We start from the raw sequence: 20,720 nt of genomic DNA on the forward strand, positions 1-20,720 counted from the left end.
GATTATAGAATGATAACAAAAACCGCTCCCGGCATTATTAAATCAACGTTTTGTCCTATACGGAAGTTTTATGTCGATTCTAATCGCAAGTTTATGGCGGGAATAGCCGGAAAGGCGCCGAAGCGCCGCCGTCGAAGCGCAATTTGTTATCGATAAATTAAAAATGGAACTTATACGATCGATTCTTCTCGATACAATCCCTCGTTTAAAGCATGGTTTTTTCTATCCAGGTCTGAACGGCGGAGCCCAGGATAATTTCAGTTTCAGAAACGGATCGAAAGAATACGTATTGAACGCCCGCGAACGCGCATGCGGTCTCTTGGGCATTCGGCATGAGCATTTGACGCACGTCTACCAGGAGCATGGTTCGACGATTTGGAACATCGGTCCTGCCCAACTCGGAGCGGGGGCCATGAATGGAGAAGGCCAGGCGGGACGGGGGGACGCCATGATCGCCCAAACGCCCGAAATTCCTTTGGCTATCCTGACGGCGGATTGTCTGCCCATTTTCTTCGCGCATGGTTCCGGCCAGGTCGTTGGATTAACGCACGCCGGGTGGCGCGGAACCGTGGAGGCGATCGCCCGGAAAACGGTCGAACGGTTGGCGCGAGATTATGGTGTTGCGCCGGGGGAGCTTTTTGTCTGGATCGGACCGGGAATTTGCGGCGAATGCTTCGAGGTGGGCGAAGACGTATGGCGGATTTTTGAAGAAGCGTGGGGAAGCGTGAACGCCGGATTTCATCTCCAGCGGCGAGCCATCGATTTGAAAGAGATCAACCGCCGTCAACTTGTTATGGCGGGCGTAAAAGAAGAAAATATCGAGACGGCGCTGCAATGCACAATGTGCGATCACCGGTTTTTCTCGTACCGCCGGGATGGGCCCGGCATAGGACATAATCTGGCGGTGATTCAAAGAGGCCGTTTATGAATTCCAAAACGCCTAAACAGGAAGTAATACTCAACGGAATCCTCCAAGAGGAGGTGGCGAAGTATTTTCATATCTGCTTCTATCTCGACGACGAAGGGCCGGATTTGGAAAATGCCGACCATTACATTTTCATTCCCAAGCCGGTGTGCCGCATTCTGGACGATTACTCGGTCGCGATTCTCGATTGGTATGTAAAAAAGAAAAAATTGATGAAATTCATTCGGGGCCGCCATTCTTATCTCTCCAAGAAAATGCGCGGCGAGTCCGCCATCAAATGGCGCAAGCCCATTGGCGTGATCCGGCGCTGACGCCGCGTCCGCTTATTTCGTTTTATCCACTTCCGCCAAATAAATCATCGTCGGTTGCCGGGGATTGTCCGGCTTGCGGTCGCGGTTGGGAATATCCGTTTCCTGCTGCATATAATGCGTCTGGCCTGGCGGCAGCGGTCCATCGTTGACGGCGCGGATATTGGGAACGATGGGCGACGAATCGGCTATCGGTTGGATTGGGCATTCGCCGGGCTTCAGAGATAATAACTTCTCGCGAGTGAGAATCATGCAGCCTTCATTGGGTTCCGCAGTAGAGTTCGCATAGCGAATGTTCATCGTTCCATCCGGGGACAGAGAGATGCGGGGAATGGGGGGATATTGGGGGATTGTGCCTCTGCCTTCAAACCAAAATTGTTTTTTCCAATCCGTCAATTGGACGGCTTTCCAGACTCCGCCTTGCGGCGTGGCGGCGTACATTTGATTGAATCCATTTTCATCGAAGCGGGTATAGCCGATATAAGGAATTCCATTTTCATCAATGGCCAATGAACCCCCATTCATCAAGCCTTGTTTTTGCGCAATAAGATCGACAACTTCCGCGTTTTCCGGCTGAATAGGCAGCGCCAATTTCTCGCCGTTCCACTTTCGCCAGGTATATCCGCCGTCTAGGCTTTGGGCGTAATTGACGTTGAAGTTTGTCGTTACATCCGGCGTTTCCCGCCAGCACCAGGCGATGTGCAGCGTTCCCGAAGCGTCTTCGACGATGCCCCCGAAGGGATAAGCGTTGCAGTCCGGCTTAGTCAGCAGGCCGCTGATAAAGCCTTCGCCGGTTCCCGTCCATTGATGATCCTTTTCGGAATAATGAATCAAAAGGCGCATTCCCGCGCCGCTGCCGCCGTGACGGTACATGAGATGGATGGAGCCGTCATGGCGTTTCAACAGTGTGGGATAGGTTACGCGATCTTCGTATTTTCCCGTCCAAGTATGAATGGCCTGGAAGGTTTGGATGTCGCCGGGTATTTTCGTGCGGTAATACTTAAGAGAAGCGGCGTGCATATTGCCCGTGAGGTGGATTTGACCCTCCCGGTCGAGAAACATCAGGATCGTATTGTGGGTATCCCATCCCACGCGCTCGGGCAGTTTGGCGAATTCCCACTGGTTTTCGCCCAGTTTCCGCTTCGCTATGGTCATTTGATGATCGCCGTCGTAAAAGGCGAGGTATTGATACACCCCGTCGGAGATAAGGCAATGGCCGCCGTTGACCGGATGCGAGGCCAATCCTTCGGCGACGGGAATGCGGCGAATCTCTTCGCTCCAACCCGCCGCTCGCCCATGCAAGAGCAGTCCAAAAGCGGCGATGAAATATAATAATCGATAGATGCGATAATTCATGTTTATCTTCTCCTGGATCGTAATTCATAAAGAATGCCGTAAATTCGGCGATAAGGGAACCCCTCTTTTTTCATTGAATAACACTGCGAATACTCTTTCGAAATATTCGCTTTGACTCGTCCGGCGATTCCCCCTACAATTACGAACGCCAATTAATTTTCACGAAAGCTAAACTCATCTCGTAAAACAAAATCCTAAACTTAAGACGGAGGTTCTTCGACTTGAACAATCAGCGGCTCGCCTTCGATGAACCGCAAGGGATTGTCCAACATTATATCTTTCATCTTCTGCCCCTCTTGCCTCTCGCCGCCATATTGGCTTTTGGATTCGGTGTTGGCGCATTTCCCATATTGGCCATGTTGGCGGCGGCTATATTCATCGACGCCGATCATCTGTTGGATTATGTCTTGGAAGTTCCATTCAAGGAGTGGAAATGGAGAGCAGCCTTGCGCGGGGATCATTTCCCCTCGGCGAGTCATGCTTATGTCCTTTTTCACGGTTATGACGAAGCCGTTGTATTCGGTTGGATGAGCGGCGAGATTTGGGGCGCCGCGATCGGCTGGAGTATAGCCATCGGATTAATCTTCCATATCGCCAAGGATCAGCTGGACTATTCCGGCCATCCCTTGCGATATGTTTTATTATTCCGGGCGCTGCGGGGCTTTCCCAACGATATTTTCGTCCATAGCCAGAACTGCAGGGATTAGGCGGTTTTTTCCGGTTAGCGCCGTCATGGCTAAACAAAAACGGAACAGGATTATGTTTTTTGCCTAATAATAAAAACCTACGATTCGCCTATGGAGCCTTTACCATTGACGTTTTGCCAAATTAAAAAATTCAAGGAGAAATATCATGCCTAATATGTTTCACGCCCCAATCCACCGCCGCGATTTTCTGCGCGTTTCGATGACGGCTCTCGGAACGGCCGCTTTTGGCGTTCGTTCCGCCTCGGGAGCGGAAAGCGTCCGCTGGGCTTTCGTTTCGGATACTCATGTTCCGCAAGACCCCGCCAATGAATATCGCGGATTCCGCCCTTACGATCAATTCAAAACCGCCGTCTCCCAGTTGATCGCCGCCAAGCCGGACGGCGCCGTCATCACTGGCGACTTGGCGCGGCTGGAGGGATTTCCTGGAGATTACGCCAATCTGAAAGAATTGCTGCAACCGGCGGCGGAGCAGATGCCGATCTGCCTGGCGCTGGGAAACCACGATGACCGCGAAAATTTCAATAAAGCGTTCGATCGTTTCCACGGGGAGAAGCAATCCGTAAAAGGAAAACACGTTCTCGTCGTCGATGCGCCGCCGGTTCGTTTCTTGATTATGGATTCTAATCAATATACCAACCGCGTCGCCGGCCATTTGGGCCAGGCGCAACGGGAGTGGCTGAAAGATTATTTGCAGGCCAGCGACGAAACGCCGACGCTTTTGTTCTTCCATCACACTCTGGGAGAAGGGGATGGGGAATTGCTGGACGTTATTCAACTTTTCCGCATCGTGCAGCTTTTCAAAAAAGTAAAAGCGATTTTCTTCGGCCATTCGCACGTCTACCGATATGACGTAATGGATGGGATTCATCTCGTCAATCTTCCGGCAACGGGTTATAATTTTGCCGACGCGGAGCCTGTGGGGTGGGTGGAAGCCGTCGTGAAGGCGGACGGCGGCGATTTTACCCTGCGCGCTTTCGGTGGAAATAGAGAATCGGACGGGAAGACTACGTCGTTGGCGTGGCGAGTCTGAGCAGCGAAATCGAGGAAGCGTAAGGAGCAAGTTCGATGAATTATGCCATGACGAAACGGCCCCGGCGGCTGCGTATGAATGCGCGTCTGCGCGACATGGTGCGGGAAAACCACGTACGCGCTGACGACCTGATCTATCCCATGTTCGTCACCTATCAGCTGGGAGCGAAGATTCCTATCTCCTCCATGCCGGATAACTACCAATGGGGCATAGACCGATTGACCCAAGAATGCATGCGCATCGAACAGTTGGGCGTTCCCGCCGTTATCCTTTTCGGCATTCCGGAAGAGAAGGACGAGATGGGGACGCAGGCGCATAGCGCCAGCGGGGTGATTCCGCGCGCGGTGGAAGCAATCAAGAAAGCCTGTTCTTCCCTGATCGTCATGACGGACGTTTGTCTCTGCGAATACACATCCCATGGCCATTGCGGCGTACTGGACGGCGAGACGATTCTCAACGACGAAACCGTGGAAATCCTATGCAAAGAAGCCCTGGCCCATGCGCGGGCGGGCGCCGACGTTATTGCGCCGTCGGATATGATGGACGGGCGCGTGGGCGCTATCCGCTCCGCGCTGGACGGGGCGGGATTCGCCTATACGCCGATTCTATCCTATGCCGTTAAATATGCGTCGGGATTCTACGGCCCCTTTCGCGACGCGGTGGAATCAGCGCCGAAATTCGGCGATCGCCGTTCGCACCAGATGGACCCGCCCAACCGCCGCGAAGCGTTCCGCCAAGCGGAATTGGACGTTCAGGCGGGAGCGGACATCATCATGGTCAAACCGGGATTGCCCTATCTCGACATTGTCCGCGATATGCGCGATCGTTTCGATTTGCCCATCGCCGTATATAATGTCAGCGGCGAGTTCGCTATGGTCAAAGCCGCCGCGCAAAAAGGCTGGATCGATGAGCGGCGCGTCGTGATGGAAGCCATGATGGCCTTCAAGCGCGCCGGCGCCGACATGATTCTGACCTATCACGCTCCCAATGTAGCGCAATGGCTGAAAGAGTAATAATGGTGGGCCGCGCTTCGCTTTGAGCCTATCCTACACAGCTTTGAATATCTATTTTTTTTTGATAAGGAGACGCAAAAGATGTCCATCAGCCGAAGAAATTTTATTGCAAGTGGAGCCGCCGCAGGCGCGGCGATGATGACGGGAGCGTCCAAAGCTTCCGCCATCGAAGTTAAAGGCGTCGATAAGAACGGAAAAGGCGTTTTGAATTTATCTTCGCAAGACGGCGTCATTCCGGGGAAAACGCTGGAAGAAAAACTCGATAAGATGGAAAAATGGGGCTTCGTTGGCGTCGAGTTTTGGGGCGGCAAACTTTGGGAAAGAGTGGAGCAAATCGAATCGGCGTTGAAAGGCCGCTCCATCCGCGTCAGCGCCATCTGCGCTGGATTCGACGGCGCGCCCGCCGCTCACGAACCCAGCGAACGCAGGCGGGCGGTGGAGAGCATCAAGAAGATTCTTCCCGCCGCCGGCGAATTGGGCTCCACGGGATTAATCATCGTACCCGCGTTCAACAGCCAGACGTCTCTCGGCGTTGTTGGGGCGCGCTACGTCTTTATGGATATCGCGAGCGAACTGGGCGACGCCGCCAAAGCGGCGGGAACGCGTATTCTCCTTGAACCGTTGAATCGCGGCGAGAGCTGGTATCTGCGGCAACTTTCGGACGCCGCCGCCATCTGCAAGGAAGCCAATAATCCCGGCCTTTGCATGATGGGCGACTTTTATCATATGGGCGTCGAGGAGCCGTGCGATTACGCCGCTTTTATTTCTTGCAGGAACTATGTGCATCACGTCCACTTGGCCAGCCGTCCTCACCGCAAGCAGCCCGGCTACGATCAAGGCGACGACTTCCGTCCCGGCTTTCGAGCGTTGAAAGAGATCGGCTATCAGGATTTTTGCAGCCTGGAATGCGGCATCGAAGGCAAGCCCGACGAAGAGATTCCCAAAGCCGTCGCATTTCTGCGCCAGCAGTGGGAAGAATCCTGAGAAATTAGAATTTCATGCATCGAATTCCCGATCCTACCCATTGGCCTTCCGAGTGGATCAATCGGATTGTGCAAAACGACGCGCTGCGCGCTCTTCGGCAATTGCCGGACGAGTGCGCGGCGCTGGCCGTTACCAGTCCGCCTTATTGGAACGTCATCGACTACAGCGTCGATGGTCAAATCGGACATAGCGAGTATGAGCAATATATAAACGACTTGCTGCCCGTGTGGCGCGAAGCCTGCCGCGTACTCATTCCCAACGGCAAGCTGGCCATCGTTGCGCCTATCATGCCCATTCCCAAAAAAGTCATCAACGAGCAACATACCCGCCACCTGAAAAACATTAGCAGCGATATCGAGCATTCCATCCTCGGCGCCATCCCGGAATTGAAGCGCTTCAGCCTGTTCATCTGGCAAAAGCAGACAACGGAAAAGATGTTCGGAAGTTATCCTTATCCTCCCAACATCTACGAAGACAACACCATCGAATTTATCAACGTCATGGTCAAGGACGGCGTCCCACCTTCCATCCCCAAAGAAGCGAAGGAGCCAAGCAAACTAATCCAGGAGGAATGGCGCAATCTTACCATGCAGGTCTGGCCCATCTACCCGGCGGACGTGAAGCGCTCCGGCGGCCATCCTTGTCCTTTTCCCGTAGTTTTGCCCCAGCGGTTGATTCTGATGTATACCTTTCGCCGCGCGCCGGAAGCTGATTTTGCGGGCGATATTGTGCTCGATATGTTCAATGGAACCGGCGCTACATGCCTCGCCGCCAACGCTACAGGACGCAATTACATCGGCATCGACCTCAACCAAGAGTATTGCAACGCCGCTCAAGCGCGAGTGCGCGTCGAAGCCGTGGATTTCTATAACATCCTCCTGGAAGGCGCCAAAGTCAAAAAGCCCCGCAACAGCCGCATCGTTCAACCGTTTTTGGACGAGTGCCTTTAAAATTCCGCAGGAAGAATTCCGAACTGCATTTGCCTGTTCTCCGATAGAAAGTACACTGATTCTTTAAAAAAACTTGCAGGCATTATGAGGAAATGTGAGTTCAAAAGGATATTATTACAATCATATCGGTCATTTACGGCGGGATCTGCGTAACGCCATTCCCGCGGATATTCTGCGGCAATGGCATCGGCCCGCCGCGTGGAAGCATTTCGCCGTATTATTGCGGCAGCTGGCGATCGCCGCCGCCGCGATAGGGATTATTCTGCGGTTCGATTCATTTTTGTTATGGCTTCCCTGCTCGATCGTTTTAGGATTTATTGCATTTGATTTTACGGTGTTGCTTCATGAAGTAGTACATCGAGCCGTGTTCGCCAAGAATCGTCCTCGCTACCATGCGTTGTTAGGCTGGCTTTATGCGCTGCCTAGCGGCATCTCGCGGACGCAATTCACGCGATGGCATCTCGATCATCACGCCGAACTAGGTTCATGGACGGATGATCCCAAACGAGCGCATTTGACGCCCAAAATCGTCAAACGCTGGTACAAGTTTCTCTATATGACGCCTGCGCTTTTCCCCATCTATTTCCGCGCCGCCGCGCGCGAAGCGAAAAAATATCCAGCCTATTTACAGAGGAAAATAAAATTCGAACGCGCCGCAACGATTTTACTTCATCTTTCCGCGATGATCGGATTGATTGCTTATGGGGGAGCGGGACTTTTCCTAAAATTATACGCGATTCCCTATTTTTTCGTTTTTCCTATTGCATTTACTATTAACCGCATTGGGCAGCATTACAACATCAATCCCAACAATCCCGCCGCCTGGTCTACGTTAATGAAGGGCCATTGGTTTTGGGATTTCGTCTATCTCAATTCGAACTATCATTTGGAGCATCACTATTTTCCCGGCGTCCCTTTTTACAACCTTCCGAAACTGCAAGCGCATTTGCATTCATTTTACGAAAGACAAGGAATGACGTATCAAACCTACGGCCAAGCGCTCTACGGTTGGTTCGTCGAAAATCGTTATCCACATACGGATTGGAGAGTCTCCCCGGCTGACGCCGGGGAGGAGCGCGGATAAGGTTTTCAGAGGCGAATTGCAGGACTCATCTATTTGTTTTCTTGTTAGTTTTAACTGCTAATTTCCATAAAGATTATCGCACAAATAGAATTCGTCCAGTAAATATCATTTTGAAAATTTCCAGAATCCTTAGCGAATGAAAGCGAATATTTTTTTTTCTTACATACATACATTGGCTTGGCAAGGCGGCCCATCGGCAGGTTTCGCGCATTTCCCGCATATACCGGCGATAGAGCCAACGGGCGGCGGAATCGATGGTCAAGCCGAAGGGATGCAGTTTGGGATCGCACATCCAGCGGTTTAGTACTTTCAATCCGTGATAATGATAAAAAATCAATGGCGCTTCGTCGACGGTTATTGGCTGATGGTTTAAATCCAATGTATAGTTGCCAAGATTCCATGGCGCCAGCCCCGCTCCTTTGTGCTGCAATACGGCGGCGCCGTTGAATCGCTGGGGCCAATCGTCCAGATATTTTTGGTCGGCGAATTTTCCATCCTCCAATCGGTCGTAGCACCATTCGTTGCAGCGGTCTCTCCACCATTGCAAACAATCTCGAGCATTTGCATCATTGCGGAAAATTATAAGGCCGACATTGTATTTTCCCCATTCTTCCAACGATTTCAGCGAATCGGGAAACCGATGTTCGCAGATCAATATCGAACGATCGGCGAATTCCTGAAAAATCGGTTCCGGAGAATTGAAAAAGAATAGATCGGCGTCAACGTAAGCAATAGACTCGATGGAAGGCCATTTCTTAAGAATGTATAATGGCAGGGAAGGAGAGCAGGTGAAATAATATTCGATCAACGAACGATTGCCTTTCGCCGTCCATAGCGCTTCGTCGTTTTGTTCGAATTCTTTTTGGGGGATCACGATCAGATTCGACAAACGCAGCGATCGAAGAAATTCCGCCGTGTATTCGTCGAAGCATAAAACATACAATTGAAATTCCGTATTCGTCTTGGCTAACGACCGGTAAAGCGTCAATCCGGGAACTAAAAAATTCTTATCGAAATACGTGCATAAATGGCGCATGGGATTTATCGGCTCAACCAGGATAGGATCGTTTCCGTTATATAATGCAATTCATCATCCGTTAGTTCGGGGTACATGGGCAAACTTAGTATTTTAGACGCGATAGATTCCGTATGATTCAGGGGCAGAGCCATAGGATAACGTTTTTGATACGCCGGTTGGAGATGGACGGGCAATGGATAATGGATGGCGGTTCCGATTCCTTTTTCCTGAAGATAGTTTTTCAACTCGTCTCGACGATCTACTTGGATGACGTATTGATGATAAACATGAACGGCGTTTGGCTGCATCGCAGGAAGAAGGCAGCGCGAATCGGCGAGACGTTGGTTATAATATTCGGCGATGGCGTTGCGGCGCTCGTTGGCGGCGCGTAAATGCTTTAATTTCACGCGCAATATAGCGGCCTGCAATTCGTCGAGCCGGGAATTCATCCCCGATTCTTCGCTGACGAATTTCTGCTTCCAACCATACTCGCGGAGGCTTCGAACTCTAGCCGCTAATTCCGCATCGTTCACGGCGACTGCGCCGCCGTCTCCCAATGCCCCCAGATTCTTCGTGGGATAAAAACTGAACGCCGCCAGATCGCCCCACGTTCCCGTCATGCGGTCTTGGAGAACGGCGCCGTGGGATTGAGCGCAATCTTCGATTACGAAAAGGCCGTATTTCTTGGAGATTTCTAGAATCGCGGGCATATCGGCGGGATGGCCGTAAAGATGAACGGGGATGATGGCTTTGAACTTGCAGGAAGAACGATTTGCTAGAGATTGAACAGTCTTTTCCAGATGTTCCGGATCCATAACATACGTTTGCAAATCGATGTCGACGAAAACGGGAGCGGCGCCGCTGCGTTCGATGGCGGCAGCCGTCGCCGTCGCCGTATGGGAAACTGTTATAACGGAATCGCCTATACCCACGCCGCAAGCGCGCAGGGCTAAGTCCAGCGCGTCGGTGCCGTTGCCCGCTCCAATGGCGTAATTCGCGCCTAGGAACGAGGAAAATTCCTTTTCGAAACTATCGACTTCCTGACCGAGGATATACCATCCACTGTCTAAGGTGCGATGGATCGCATCATCAATTTCATTTTTATGAGCAAGATATCCCGCTTTGGGATTGGTTTGCAATATCAAGACGACTCTCCAGTTATTACAAGTAATACGGTAAATTCTGGCGATAAAATTCAACGGTTTGCGACAATCCTTTTTGTAATGGGGTTTTTGGATTCCAATGCAGCATGGATTGTATGTATTGAAAGTTGGAATAATAGTCGCCGATGTCGATGCGTTTGCGTTCCTCCGGAAAATCGCGCAAAAGATATTCTCCTCCCCCAGCCGCTGCAATTAACATTTCCGCTAGGGATTTGAGACAGATGACGCCATCCCCGCCGAGATTCATGATTTTACCATAGGCGTTTGGATTCGTGGCCGCTAGAAGAAAAGCATCGACGGCGTCGTCGACGTAAGTGAAATCGCGTAGTTGCTCGCCGCCCCAAACCTCGAAAGGCTTTCCCTCCACAACATGCTTGATCCAAACGCCTAAAAACGTTTGGCGCGCATCTTTAATTCTCATGCGCGGGCCGTAAGTATTCGTCAGGCGCAAAGCGCAGGCGCGGACGCCGTAGACATTGTTATAAAGAATGTGATATTGTTCGCCCGCCATTTTGTTTACGCCGTTGACATCTACCGGACGCAAGAGATGTTTTTCGTCGACGGGCAGATAATCCGGTTTGCCATAAATTTGCCGCGTACTGGCGAAGACAATCTTGATGTTGGGATTAAAATGTCGGCACGCTTCCAAAATCGCCAGTTGCGCCATGCAGTTGATTTCCATGTCGGCGAAAGGATCGCGCATGGAATCCAAATGGCTGGTTTGTCCGGCAAGATTGAAAAGATAGTCTTTGCCTTGCACCAAATAGCGCAGCCCATGCCGATCGCGTACATCGGAGATATTGACGCGCACGCGATCCTCGATTCCGTCGATGTTGAATATATTGCCGCCGTATTCGGGGATAAGGCTGTCGACCAGCGTTATGTCCGCCCCTAACGCCAACAAGCGGCGGGCCAGGTTGGAGCCGATGAAGCCCAGGCCGCCGGTGATTAAGACTTGGCGATGATGAAATGCCGAAGAATAATTGTTCATAGTCTTTTCTATTTGTCAGGAAGCCGGTTTTATCGCTTCCATGTATATGGAATCAGGTTTGATAATAGTCCCATCCGCCAATATATCCAGATGATACTCCTGCCAATGTAAAATTCTACTTGTATTGGCTTTTTGTTGGATAGGATGGCAAAAACCGGTCTCCTGCAATAATTTAGAAAGCGAATAACGATCGTACAACCAATGATGCGTTTCGCCGGAAAGGCGAAAAAGGCCGATTTCAAGCGCCCGGCGTTGGCGGGAATCGAGAAGCGCCCTCAACAAAAACCGTTTGGCGAGAGAGGAAAAACGCTTCGGCGCATTTCTAACAAACCTGATAATACGATGAGCGAAAGAATCGTTAGCGGATAAGATTCTTTGCCGGCTATTCCGCGTTTTCGAATGCATCATTTCGATAAGAGAACGGCCTTCCTCGCCGATGCGCTCCAAAATGAACGATTCGTTGGGAATAGGATTATTCTTAAGATAATTCGCCATCTCGCCGCCGCTAATTTCACGCGTCATCTGATCCAGCAATTCGATTGTTAGCCATTCGTAGTCGTCGCCGTTGGCGGCGTCTCCCGCTAAGGCTTTTTCCAATTTTTCTAAATATTGCCTGGCGATTCGCTCCATATCCGGCGTGGCGATGCGGATGACGCCCCCCGGTTTCAAGACGCGAAAGCATTCTAGCAAGCAAAAGCGAGCATCGCTGCGCCGCAAGTGTTCGAGCATGTGCGAATGATATACGGCGTCCATGCTTCCATCGCCGAAAGGGATGCCCTGGCTTAAGTCATACGCGATTACATTCGGATCGCGCGACGCAAGGTCGATGTTAATCCAATCGGGATGATAGCGCTTCCCGCAGCCTAGGTTCAATAAAGTTTTATCGGACATCGCCATTCCGATTTATCGATCGACAATTCGACAAACGTAAGTTTTCAATTCCGTGGGCTTTCCCATAATGGATTCAAGATTGTAAGGCATGTTCTTCAACTCATGACGGATAACAAATCCATATTGACAAAACAAATGTTTTAGTTCGTCCTCGTTAAAGATTACTTCAATCGTTGGTTCACCGTAAGCGTCTTTTCGCAAGAAAGAAGTTTCCTTTTGACGAATCACGGGCACGGCGTGAAAAATGCACCAGGATTTAGCGGCGCGATGGCTCTCTTCGATGGCCTTGCGGTAATCGTGCAAGTGCATAAGCGCCGTACCTGAAAGCAATACGTCGCACATTTTATTTTGGAAAGGCAATTCCATGCCATCCCCGATTAGGAAATGCGCGTCAGGATAGTTTTTATGGCCTGTAGAGACCATAGCGAGAGATATATCCATCCCGATATAACGAAAAGGCTTTTGCCAAAGCGTGGATAAGACTTCGTAATTCCAACCGCTGCCGCAGCCGATCTCAATAACGAGAGGATTATCGACATCGACCATTTCCATCGCTTTAGCTAGCGCCTTAAAATCGTCGCGAGGATTCCCTTTACGCATTTCCTCAAGGAGCGGCGCAAAGGCGTCTTCTTGCCTTTTCGCTACTTCGGGATTGCGCCATCCCGGCGATGAGGCCAAATCGCCCGCATCGGGGACGATTTCGTAATGAGCGGAGACGGAAATCTTTTTATTTTCGCCGAAAACCGGCAGCCAACGCCGGATGAATTGGCGAAGTCGAACAGGCAACGCTTTACGAAGGATCGCTTTTACATAATCAGACATATTGTTTCACGAGCCGAACATATTCTTCCATGCGTTGATAGTATGTATGTTCCCGCAGCGTGCGCGCCTGGCCCGCTGCGGCGATTTCCTTTCGTTCCTCTTCGCGTTTCATATAATATTCGATCTTTTCCGCGCATTCGTTAACGTCGCGATAGACTACCACTTCTTTTCCCGGTTCGAAATGATCGGCGATATTCTCTTTCCAGTCCGTCAACAACATCGCGCCGACGCCCGTCGCTTCGTAAAGACGCATATTATTCGCATAATTCTCGGCGGAGTCGATATGATGATTGATAACGATTTTGGCGTCGGCTAGAATCTCGTACATATCCAGCGCCCAAGCCTGCCCGCGATGGATTTTCTTTAAGGGCGAATCGGGAGACAATTCGTCCGCGCCGTATCCCCACCAATCGAAGCGAACCTTTTGCGCCAGCGATTCGAAAAAGCGGATGCGTTCCTGATGCGCTCGGGACATGCCGCCTACAAAAACGGCGCCGTATCTCTCCACGCGGCGCAGACGCTGCAAGACTTTCGGTTCGAATCCTAACCTGAAATAAGCGCTGCGCAGACCGGCGTCTTTGAAACGTTGTACGTAATGGGGAAACGAAGAGAGCATCAGATCGTAGTTGGAAAAATCCGCGATATTCGCATAGGGAGAAGCAATCTGCGCAGTTATCAAACGAACAAAGGGCCGGATATCCATAAGAAAGACGGGGCGGATCAACTCAGGATTTTGGAAATGAATAACATCAAGCCGGTAGGATTTCACTTGTTCCAACAGAATCGGATAAAGCCATTCCCTTCGAAGCCAAGGGATAGGAAAAGGTCCTATTTTGCGGCGTTCAAAATTCCAAGATGTTTTCACTCCGTTTTCTTTAGCCCATTGCAACTGCATTGGCTTGCAATTCATGGCGATATCTTTGGCTTCGAATCCCAACTTTTGCAGATTGAGGGAATAAAAATCCGCCGAGCCGAAGCATTGATCCATTAATGCGCAATGCTGGTGATCGTAGCATTCATCAAGCAAATTCGGATGTTGTCGATAGAACTCGTCAAGAAAGATGGAATAGTAAGAGTCAACGATAAGAAATTTCATGAATAGGCTTTACCCAACGCGCAATCAATGAATGACTGTTTTATGTGAAATGGCAATATATATATTGCAAAAGGGAAATAAAGCGTAACGCCGCCTGTCATCCAACTTGCAATACAACGATCATATTTTTGCGTATGTATAATGTAAAAAAAGTTATTTCCCCGGCGCGACGCGATTGACAAGTTTTCCGATGCCTTCCACTTCGACTTCCATCACGTCTCCCGCCCGCGCGGGCAGGGCTTTCGTCGTTCCCGATAAGATAACGTCGCCGGGATCGAGGCTGAAGACGCGGGAGAGATCGCTGACGATCTTTTCCGGCGTATAGATCATGCTCGATGTATTATGTTCGTAAATTTCCTTTTCTCCCGTATCGGCGTGGGTAACGATCAATGTCCGTTTGCGGTTATTCCAATCCACGCCGCGATGGATGAAGGGGCCGTAGGGCGAGAATTGATCGCCATGCTTCAGCGAAGCAGGCAGCAGCGTTTCCGGTTGATCGAGCGGCTCGCCTTGGATGCGGTGGTAGGATGTCGGATCGCCGACGATGTCGTTGGCGGCGGCGTAGCCGAAAATCGCCGCTTTGGCTTCTTCCAGCGAGGCGTTTTTTACGCGCTTGCCGATAACGATGGCCAGTTCCGTCTCCACTTGCAGTTCGTCGAGAGAGGCGGGAAGAACTACGTCTTCGCCAGGGGACGCGGCGGTGGTGGAAGGCTTCATAAACCAACGCACGGTTTTAAAAGGCGTCTTGCCGCCTTCCCAGGCTTCTTTATAGGTTCCCGACATGCCGATGATTTTTTTCGGTTCGCTGGGATGAAGCAAACGGACTTTATCCAATGCGTCCGTCTTGCCGGTGGCTTTGCCGCCGTCCCAAGGCGCCCGCGAAAGTTGATGGATCGTATTGCCATCTACCTGTCCGTAGAAAACCTTGTCCTTCAATTGGTAACGGCAAAAAATCTCTTCGCTAGCAGCGCGAAAAGCAGCAAAGCAGAGAATGATTAAGGAAATCGATAGCAAGCGGCGCATATTCGAATACCTCCTGAAATGAAAACGTCGATTTTTTGAGCCTCTTGCAACACTCCATAATTCCTCCCCCAAGCTTGGGGGAGGTTAGGAGGGGGTTGCTTTAAGTTTAACATAATCAACCCCCCTCTAACTCCCCCCAAGTTTTGGGGGAGAATTTAAAAGCGAATTTTATTAATTTTGCAAGAGCCTCATTTTATAAAGTTAAAAACCAATAAGGGATTCTTACCGAACTAGACTCGAAAAAAAAGGCTTATCCCATAAAAACAAAACTCCCATCGATTCTTTTTTATAAAGAAAGCAAATATTCGATGAGATCGGAAAACTCACGTTCTGTTAGGCGCGATGTGCGCCCGTGTTGGTCATTGCGATTATAGGCCGTAAAAACATCGCGCAAATTCGCCGCCGCGCCGTCGTGCAGATAGGGCGCCGTGCGCCATAGTTCGATCAAGGCGGGCGTATCGAAAGCGCTGCGCTTGTCGAATTCTCCCTTAGTTCCTACGGCGTACGCTTGCAAATTCGTAAAATAGGGGCCGTTGTGGCAAACGGCGCAGCCGACATCCTCGCGGAAAAAAATTTTCTCTCCCCGTTGCGCCGGTTCATTGAGATTTCCATTCACGAGATAAGGGCTGGGCAGAGGCTTCATCGCTTGGAGATATTCGTCGATCGCCGCCGCGTCCGCTTCGGGACGCTCGGAGAATTGGATATGCCGGATGCCAGAGCGTACGGCGGCTTTGGCGTCGGTGCGGACGCCCTCGCTCATAACGGGCGGGGTTTCGAAAGTCAGGAGCATGCTTTTCGTGTTTTTGGGATTGCCGACGCCGTCGTTGAGCAGATCCCAGTTCAAACCGTCGGAACGTCCGCCGGGATGGCAACTGGAACAACTTTGCCAATGTTGAAAACAGAGAGAGGCGTCATGAAAATTGATTTCCCCTTGACGGGCGGGGGTTATCGGAGGTTGAGGACCAAGGGAAATATTCTGCGTTGGTTTTTTTCCGTCCGGCCGGATATCGATCATCGAGAGATCGCCGGAGAAATAATTCGCCGTAATGGCTTTGGAACCTACGGCGATCAACTCTCGCGGACCTAACGCCTCGATGGCAATACGGCGGCGGAAAGGAGCGATGAAGGATAAATCGTTAGGGACGTCCGCCGCCGTTTTCGAAGCGGCAGGATATTCCGTTTTGGGAGCATCTTCGCGGCGGCTGGGCATGGCTTGCAACTTTTGCAGCAGCGCGGGGGCGTCGATGACGCTCAATTCATGCGTCCCGGCATGGGCGATGCAGAGAAATGCGCCGTCCGCCGAACAAGCGGCGCCCCAAGGATTGGCGGCGCCGAGATCAATGTCGTCCAAGAGGACGGTATTGAGGATAGATGTTTTCTCTACGTCGATGATGGTTAGGGCGTTAGTGTTCATCCAACCGCGATCCAACTGCGTTGTGGGCATTTGGAAGCGGGCGAGGATGTGGGTCAGAAAAATATAACGCCCGTCGGGGGATAAGCAGAGGCTGCGCAAACTGGTACTGCCGTTGGGCAACGCAATCTCGGCTATAGTTTTGCGTTCGGCGGCATCGATAACGCTGACTTTCGCGGCGATGAAATCGGCGTTGGAAGGTCCGAAGGGCAGATGATTGGCGACGAAAAGGCGCTGGCCATCCCGCGTCAAAACGGCGCTGACCGGCTCGCGGATGACAGGGAAGCGCGATATTTCCTTTTTTTCTTGCAGATCGATAATCGATACGTCGTTGTTGAATTGGTTGCAAACATACAACCATTGGCCATCGGGACTGACGACGGGAGAACAGGCGCCATAACCGGCGGGGATCGCCTCTACGATGCGTTGTTTTTTTGTATCGAGAATGCATACGCTTCCACCCGATGCGGCGCAAGTAATATAAAGAAATTCGCCATTGGGAGATAAGGCCAAGCCTGTCGGTTCCGCGGGGAGAGGAATGGAGGCGCACAGCGAATAGTCATCCAATTTGATAAGCGCGATTTGGTTGACTCCGCTTTCCGCCGCATAGAGAATGCCGCTTTCATTGCTTGCGGCTAACGCAACGGGGGAACGGAAAATCGTAGATTCGCCGACAGCATTATGGATCAATGAATACAAAAAAAAGACGTTGATAAATAAGATGGAATAAACCGTTCTCTTCATGCGCTTGTTTCTTTCCTTGCCGAAAAAATAGTAAAAGAGAACCTCGTTAATATTTGTTTTCCGATTTGATTGTTTTATCGTTCAACAGCAAACGGCGCACTTCCGCTTCCGTTTTTATTTGGACTAAATATTTTTCTTGTTTCTTCAAATTTTCTTCCAAGAGACTGGCGTCGGGTTGATCCATGCGCGGCCTTTTGGCTAACATTTCTTGGCCTTTATGGATAATTGCCAATGCTTTTTCGTAGTCTGCCGGATTTTTATCCCTCAATCTAGCCAGGCAGCGGCTGTATTCGGGCTGAGAAAAATCGACCTGCGATCCATTCAATTCCGAGCTGATATCGCCAACGTTGACGCCGGTGAGGCGGCGCAGTTCTTCCAAATGCGCGTCATCGAGAGGCGAGCGGCCAAAGGCGTTGTTGGGGTAAACGCTGGCGTATGAGCCGTAGTAAGGCGTGTTGAGATCGATCCAGGTTATAACGCGGTCGAAACTTTCCTTGTCGACTTGGACGCCGTGATGCTCACCGCGTAGAACATCGGCCAGGCGGCTGCGATGCGATCCCCAAGAATAGGGAGGAAGCGCTTCGGCGGGGCCGTCTTCCACAGCTTTGACCAATAATTTCGGCGCGCCTGCAGGATCGGGAAACCAGCGCAGTGCGGATTTGGTTTTCAGTTCAAGATAGGAATTGTTGAAGGCCAATCCCAAGCCGCCGGATAGATTCAACCGCTCGCCCGCCTCCTTGCCGTAATCGTGGCAACGAATGCAATAGCGGTCGAACACGGGTTGAACTTCCGTAAGATAATTGAACTCGCGCGGCGGGCCATACCACGATTCGATGCGGCTAGGATCGCGACGCAGAGCGAGGGGGTAGCCGCGATTTTCCGCCGTGGTCAGGCGGTTGTCGTGGCAGCCGATGCAGCCCGCCGTCTCGCCGGGTTGTACCATCGTCCCACTGCGCATACTTTGGATCATCATTCCCTTTTCATCCAACAATTGAAAGAAAACGAAAACGTCAGCGGGAACGGCGAAATAGGCCGAGCCGTCCGCTTCCACGGGAACGCTGCCCAGAATGCGTTTGTTATTGGTGGAGTTGAAATTCATGGCGGGCGCTTGCGTAGCGTCCAAATTCCAATTGGGCTGCGTCCAAAAGAGTTTCACCGGCGCTTCGACGATGCGCAGCGTTTTGACGGCGCCGCGCGGAACGGCTTCCATGCCGTTTCCAGCGTAAACATTAGCGACATAGAAATAGCCATCCTCATCGGCGTAATTATGGCGCGGGGGAATAACGGGCGGACGCGGACGCGGCGTCAGCGGCATCGGATCGTAGCATCCCGCCCCTTCCTCATGCAGCAAAATTTCATTGCCGAAAATATCGAGTAGGAATAGGCCCATCCGCTCGCCTTCGATCATGCGCGAGCATAGAAAATATTTATCGGAGAGGGGATAGGGGTCTTCATATTTGATCGGCAAGCGGGTGAAATTGTCGATCTGGCCGCCCGCGGGATGATTGCGTCCCTGGCCGCCTTTGTAATCGCAATGATTGATTAGATATTCATGAATATCCTCAGGCCAACTGCGTACGACGGGCGCTTCCCCGTCCAAGCCGAAGCGGCGGTCGATGATGGCGATGGCTCCCCAAGGGCGGTCGTGGCAGGAACCGAATGTGGCGATGGCCTGCTGGGTTCCGGGAACGATGCGGGCGTCGAGGATGGCGCCCGGCGTCCAGGCGTTGTTGCCGTAATAGACGGCGTGATTGGTTCCGTCGGGATTGACTGTCCAAAGGCCGAAGGCGGGGCCGAAGTGCTTGTCCACGTATTCCCAACGCTCATAAAGGATGCGCCCATCAGGCATGAGGCTGGGATGGCCTTCGAACAACGTGTTGCGTCCTAGCTGGCGGATGAGCGAGCCGTCGGCATCCATCATGAAAAGGTTGCCCATGATATGGCGGTTGCATTGGCAATATTTCGGCTCCCGCGTAGAGACGAAAACGATCTGGCCAGTAGGAGTATAGATTGGATCGATATCAGTGAGATGGGAGCCGAACGTGAGTTGGCGCAGTTCGCCGCTTTGCCGATCGTATTCGTAAATATGATAGTCGTCGTCTTGGTTACGGCGCATGGAGAAAAGAATTTTCTTGGCGTCGAAATCGATTTCCGGATCGCGGGCCACGCCTTCGGGAAGATCGGCGATAGTCTCTATTATTCCACCCGCGCCGAAATCGATCGTCTTCAACGCGCCGCCGCCGCGAAAACTGGCCGTATTGATCTCGCCGTTTTGAAACATGGTCTCCGTGCTGTGATGATCGGGGAGATACTGCGGTCGCACGACGTAGAGAATGGGCTGACCGGTGACTAGCGGATTGGCGATTAAGGCTTCGCGCCGCAATGAATCGAAATCGGCGTTGATTTTTTCCCATTCAGCGAAATCGGCTTGATTGGCTTTCTTCTCGATCTCGCCGAGCCTAGTCAAATAATCTCTTCCTTTGGGATAGCGTTTGCCGAACGATTCCGAAAGATCAGCGACGGCCTGGCGCAGCGATGCCGCGCCATTCGTCAGAGCCGCCATCCATTCCCGGCGCTTCTTTTCGCGCTGGATGCGTTCGGCTTCAGCGAATCGCATACGCGAAGCTTCCGCGTCGATACGGCCCTCGGCGCGGAAATCGTCGAAGGTGAGATGGCCCCAACCGCCGGGATTCTTGTCTACGACGCGCAGGAAGAGTTTTTGGCCGATATAGGGATTGGCGTCCCATTCGACGCGCCGCATGGTTTCGGAATTGTCGCCATGAGCCGTTAATACTTCTTCGCCTTGTTCCATACAGAGCGCAGCATAAGTATCGGCGTTATCACCTCCGCCGATGAGGAACGAAACGGCGCCGCTAGTAAGGATAAAAACGGGGGATTCGATGACGCCGGTCATGGCGTCGTTAGGCCGACCATCGGAACATTCCAAAGTGCTGAGGAAAAACTTACCTTGCTTATTATAAGGAACATCGGGCTGATTATGGAAAAATACGCGGCGGCAGACGAGATCGTCAAATTTCCCATCGACGACTTTCCAACCTTGCAGATCGCCGCTTTCGAAATTGAAAAGAAGCGAATCGCTGGAGGCGGCGCTTAACGGTTCCAGCAAGCCAAACAATCCTCCAATAAGAATCCCCAATAGAAGCGTATTCTTCATAACCGGCTCCATAGAATGAGCATCCACTT

Annotated in this window: 18 protein-coding genes; 8 read left to right on the top strand and 10 right to left on the bottom strand. The window is 51.5% G+C overall.

Annotated elements, in window-relative coordinates:
* The first annotated feature begins 163 nt into the window (after positions 1 to 163).
* Together AB1656_19650 and AB1656_19655 are read left to right on the top strand one after the other, a co-directional pair.
* The gene (locus tag AB1656_19650; GenBank protein ID MEW6237604.1) at positions 164 to 928 is read left to right on the top strand and encodes a polyphenol oxidase family protein; all 765 of its coding nucleotides are present in this window, start codon (positions 164 to 166) and stop codon (positions 926 to 928) included.
* Positions 925 to 1,236 carry a hypothetical protein gene (locus AB1656_19655; protein ID MEW6237605.1) on the top strand — a complete coding sequence of 104 codons (312 nt, stop codon included), beginning with the start codon at positions 925 to 927 and terminating at the stop codon, positions 1,234 to 1,236. Before AB1656_19650 ends, AB1656_19655 begins: the two co-directional genes overlap by 4 nt.
* A 12-nt stretch (positions 1,237 to 1,248) precedes the next feature.
* Here the strand turns inward: AB1656_19655 and AB1656_19660 are convergent, their stop codons facing one another.
* The gene (locus tag AB1656_19660; protein ID MEW6237606.1) at positions 1,249 to 2,589 is read right to left on the bottom strand and encodes a BNR repeat-containing protein; all 1,341 of its coding nucleotides are present in this window, start codon (positions 2,587 to 2,589) and stop codon (positions 1,249 to 1,251) included.
* Positions 2,590 to 2,810: 221 nt separating this feature from the next.
* Between AB1656_19660 and AB1656_19665 the strand changes: the two genes are divergently transcribed.
* From AB1656_19665 to AB1656_19690, 6 genes are all read left to right on the top strand, one after another.
* Positions 2,811 to 3,296: a hypothetical protein gene (locus tag AB1656_19665; GenBank protein MEW6237607.1), complete on the top strand. Its 486-nt coding sequence runs from the start codon at positions 2,811 to 2,813 to the stop codon at positions 3,294 to 3,296.
* A gap of 145 nt (positions 3,297 to 3,441) precedes the next feature.
* Positions 3,442 to 4,326 carry a metallophosphoesterase gene (locus AB1656_19670; GenBank protein ID MEW6237608.1) on the top strand — a complete coding sequence of 295 codons (885 nt, stop codon included), beginning with the start codon at positions 3,442 to 3,444 and terminating at the stop codon, positions 4,324 to 4,326.
* 35 nt (positions 4,327 to 4,361) lie between these two features.
* Entirely contained in the window at positions 4,362 to 5,339 is a 978-nt protein-coding gene (gene hemB, locus AB1656_19675) for a porphobilinogen synthase (GenBank protein MEW6237609.1), read from the top strand.
* 81 nt (positions 5,340 to 5,420) lie between these two features.
* Positions 5,421 to 6,323 (top strand): sugar phosphate isomerase/epimerase family protein, encoded by a 903-nt coding sequence (locus tag AB1656_19680; GenBank protein ID MEW6237610.1) that lies wholly within the window; start codon positions 5,421 to 5,423, stop codon positions 6,321 to 6,323.
* A gap of 14 nt (positions 6,324 to 6,337) precedes the next feature.
* The gene (locus AB1656_19685; GenBank protein ID MEW6237611.1) at positions 6,338 to 7,273 is read left to right on the top strand and encodes a site-specific DNA-methyltransferase; all 936 of its coding nucleotides are present in this window, start codon (positions 6,338 to 6,340) and stop codon (positions 7,271 to 7,273) included.
* A gap of 94 nt (positions 7,274 to 7,367) precedes the next feature.
* On the top strand, positions 7,368 to 8,357 hold the full coding sequence (locus AB1656_19690; GenBank protein MEW6237612.1) for a fatty acid desaturase: 990 nt from the start codon (positions 7,368 to 7,370) through the stop codon (positions 8,355 to 8,357).
* A 73-nt stretch (positions 8,358 to 8,430) separates the two neighbouring features.
* On the opposite strand, the gene AB1656_19695 is transcribed toward AB1656_19690, so the two are convergent.
* From AB1656_19695 to AB1656_19735, 9 genes are all read right to left on the bottom strand, one after another.
* Positions 8,431 to 9,393 (bottom strand): hypothetical protein, encoded by a 963-nt coding sequence (locus tag AB1656_19695; protein ID MEW6237613.1) that lies wholly within the window; start codon positions 9,391 to 9,393, stop codon positions 8,431 to 8,433.
* A 5-nt stretch (positions 9,394 to 9,398) separates the two neighbouring features.
* Positions 9,399 to 10,520: a DegT/DnrJ/EryC1/StrS family aminotransferase gene (locus tag AB1656_19700; protein MEW6237614.1), complete on the bottom strand. Its 1,122-nt coding sequence runs from the start codon at positions 10,518 to 10,520 to the stop codon at positions 9,399 to 9,401.
* Positions 10,521 to 10,536: 16 nt separating this feature from the next.
* Positions 10,537 to 11,529, bottom strand: coding sequence for an NAD-dependent epimerase/dehydratase family protein (locus AB1656_19705; protein ID MEW6237615.1), 993 nt, complete (start codon positions 11,527 to 11,529; stop codon positions 10,537 to 10,539).
* Between the two features lie 15 nt (positions 11,530 to 11,544).
* On the bottom strand, positions 11,545 to 12,420 hold the full coding sequence (locus tag AB1656_19710; protein MEW6237616.1) for a methyltransferase domain-containing protein: 876 nt from the start codon (positions 12,418 to 12,420) through the stop codon (positions 11,545 to 11,547).
* A gap of 12 nt (positions 12,421 to 12,432) precedes the next feature.
* Positions 12,433 to 13,242, bottom strand: coding sequence for a methyltransferase domain-containing protein (locus AB1656_19715; GenBank protein ID MEW6237617.1), 810 nt, complete (start codon positions 13,240 to 13,242; stop codon positions 12,433 to 12,435).
* Positions 13,235 to 14,338: a glycosyltransferase gene (locus AB1656_19720; protein ID MEW6237618.1), complete on the bottom strand. Its 1,104-nt coding sequence runs from the start codon at positions 14,336 to 14,338 to the stop codon at positions 13,235 to 13,237. Before AB1656_19720 ends, AB1656_19715 begins: the two co-directional genes overlap by 8 nt.
* Before the next feature lie 153 nt (positions 14,339 to 14,491).
* Entirely contained in the window at positions 14,492 to 15,361 is an 870-nt protein-coding gene (locus AB1656_19725; GenBank protein ID MEW6237619.1) for a fumarylacetoacetate hydrolase family protein, read from the bottom strand.
* Positions 15,362 to 15,647: 286 nt separating this feature from the next.
* Positions 15,648 to 17,516 carry a cell surface protein gene (locus tag AB1656_19730; GenBank protein MEW6237620.1) on the bottom strand — a complete coding sequence of 623 codons (1,869 nt, stop codon included), beginning with the start codon at positions 17,514 to 17,516 and terminating at the stop codon, positions 15,648 to 15,650.
* Between the two features lie 46 nt (positions 17,517 to 17,562).
* A complete protein-coding gene (locus AB1656_19735; GenBank protein ID MEW6237621.1) occupies positions 17,563 to 20,691 on the bottom strand; it encodes a hypothetical protein in 3,129 nt (1,042 codons plus the stop codon).
* Positions 20,692 to 20,720 lie beyond the last annotated feature (29 nt).

Source organism: Candidatus Omnitrophota bacterium (assembly GCA_040755155.1).
GTDB lineage: Bacteria > Hinthialibacterota > Hinthialibacteria > Hinthialibacterales > Hinthialibacteraceae > JBFMBP01.

Coding starts and splice junctions, on each gene's coding strand:
- AB1656_19650 (MEW6237604.1), top strand. CDS start 164: ATGGAACTTATACGATCGATTCTTCTCGATACAATCCCTCGTTTAAAG.
- AB1656_19655 (MEW6237605.1), top strand. CDS start 925: ATGAATTCCAAAACGCCTAAACAGGAAGTAATACTCAACGGAATCCTC.
- AB1656_19660 (MEW6237606.1), bottom strand. CDS start 2,589: ATGAATTATCGCATCTATCGATTATTATATTTCATCGCCGCTTTTGGA.
- AB1656_19670 (MEW6237608.1), top strand. CDS start 3,442: ATGCCTAATATGTTTCACGCCCCAATCCACCGCCGCGATTTTCTGCGC.
- hemB (MEW6237609.1), top strand. CDS start 4,362: ATGAATTATGCCATGACGAAACGGCCCCGGCGGCTGCGTATGAATGCG.
- AB1656_19680 (MEW6237610.1), top strand. CDS start 5,421: ATGTCCATCAGCCGAAGAAATTTTATTGCAAGTGGAGCCGCCGCAGGC.
- AB1656_19685 (MEW6237611.1), top strand. CDS start 6,338: ATGCATCGAATTCCCGATCCTACCCATTGGCCTTCCGAGTGGATCAAT.
- AB1656_19695 (MEW6237613.1), bottom strand. CDS start 9,393: ATGCGCCATTTATGCACGTATTTCGATAAGAATTTTTTAGTTCCCGGA.
- AB1656_19705 (MEW6237615.1), bottom strand. CDS start 11,529: ATGAACAATTATTCTTCGGCATTTCATCATCGCCAAGTCTTAATCACC.
- AB1656_19710 (MEW6237616.1), bottom strand. CDS start 12,420: ATGTCCGATAAAACTTTATTGAACCTAGGCTGCGGGAAGCGCTATCAT.
- AB1656_19715 (MEW6237617.1), bottom strand. CDS start 13,242: ATGTCTGATTATGTAAAAGCGATCCTTCGTAAAGCGTTGCCTGTTCGA.
- AB1656_19720 (MEW6237618.1), bottom strand. CDS start 14,338: ATGAAATTTCTTATCGTTGACTCTTACTATTCCATCTTTCTTGACGAG.
- AB1656_19725 (MEW6237619.1), bottom strand. CDS start 15,361: ATGCGCCGCTTGCTATCGATTTCCTTAATCATTCTCTGCTTTGCTGCT.
- AB1656_19730 (MEW6237620.1), bottom strand. CDS start 17,516: ATGAAGAGAACGGTTTATTCCATCTTATTTATCAACGTCTTTTTTTTG.
- AB1656_19735 (MEW6237621.1), bottom strand. CDS start 20,691: ATGAAGAATACGCTTCTATTGGGGATTCTTATTGGAGGATTGTTTGGC.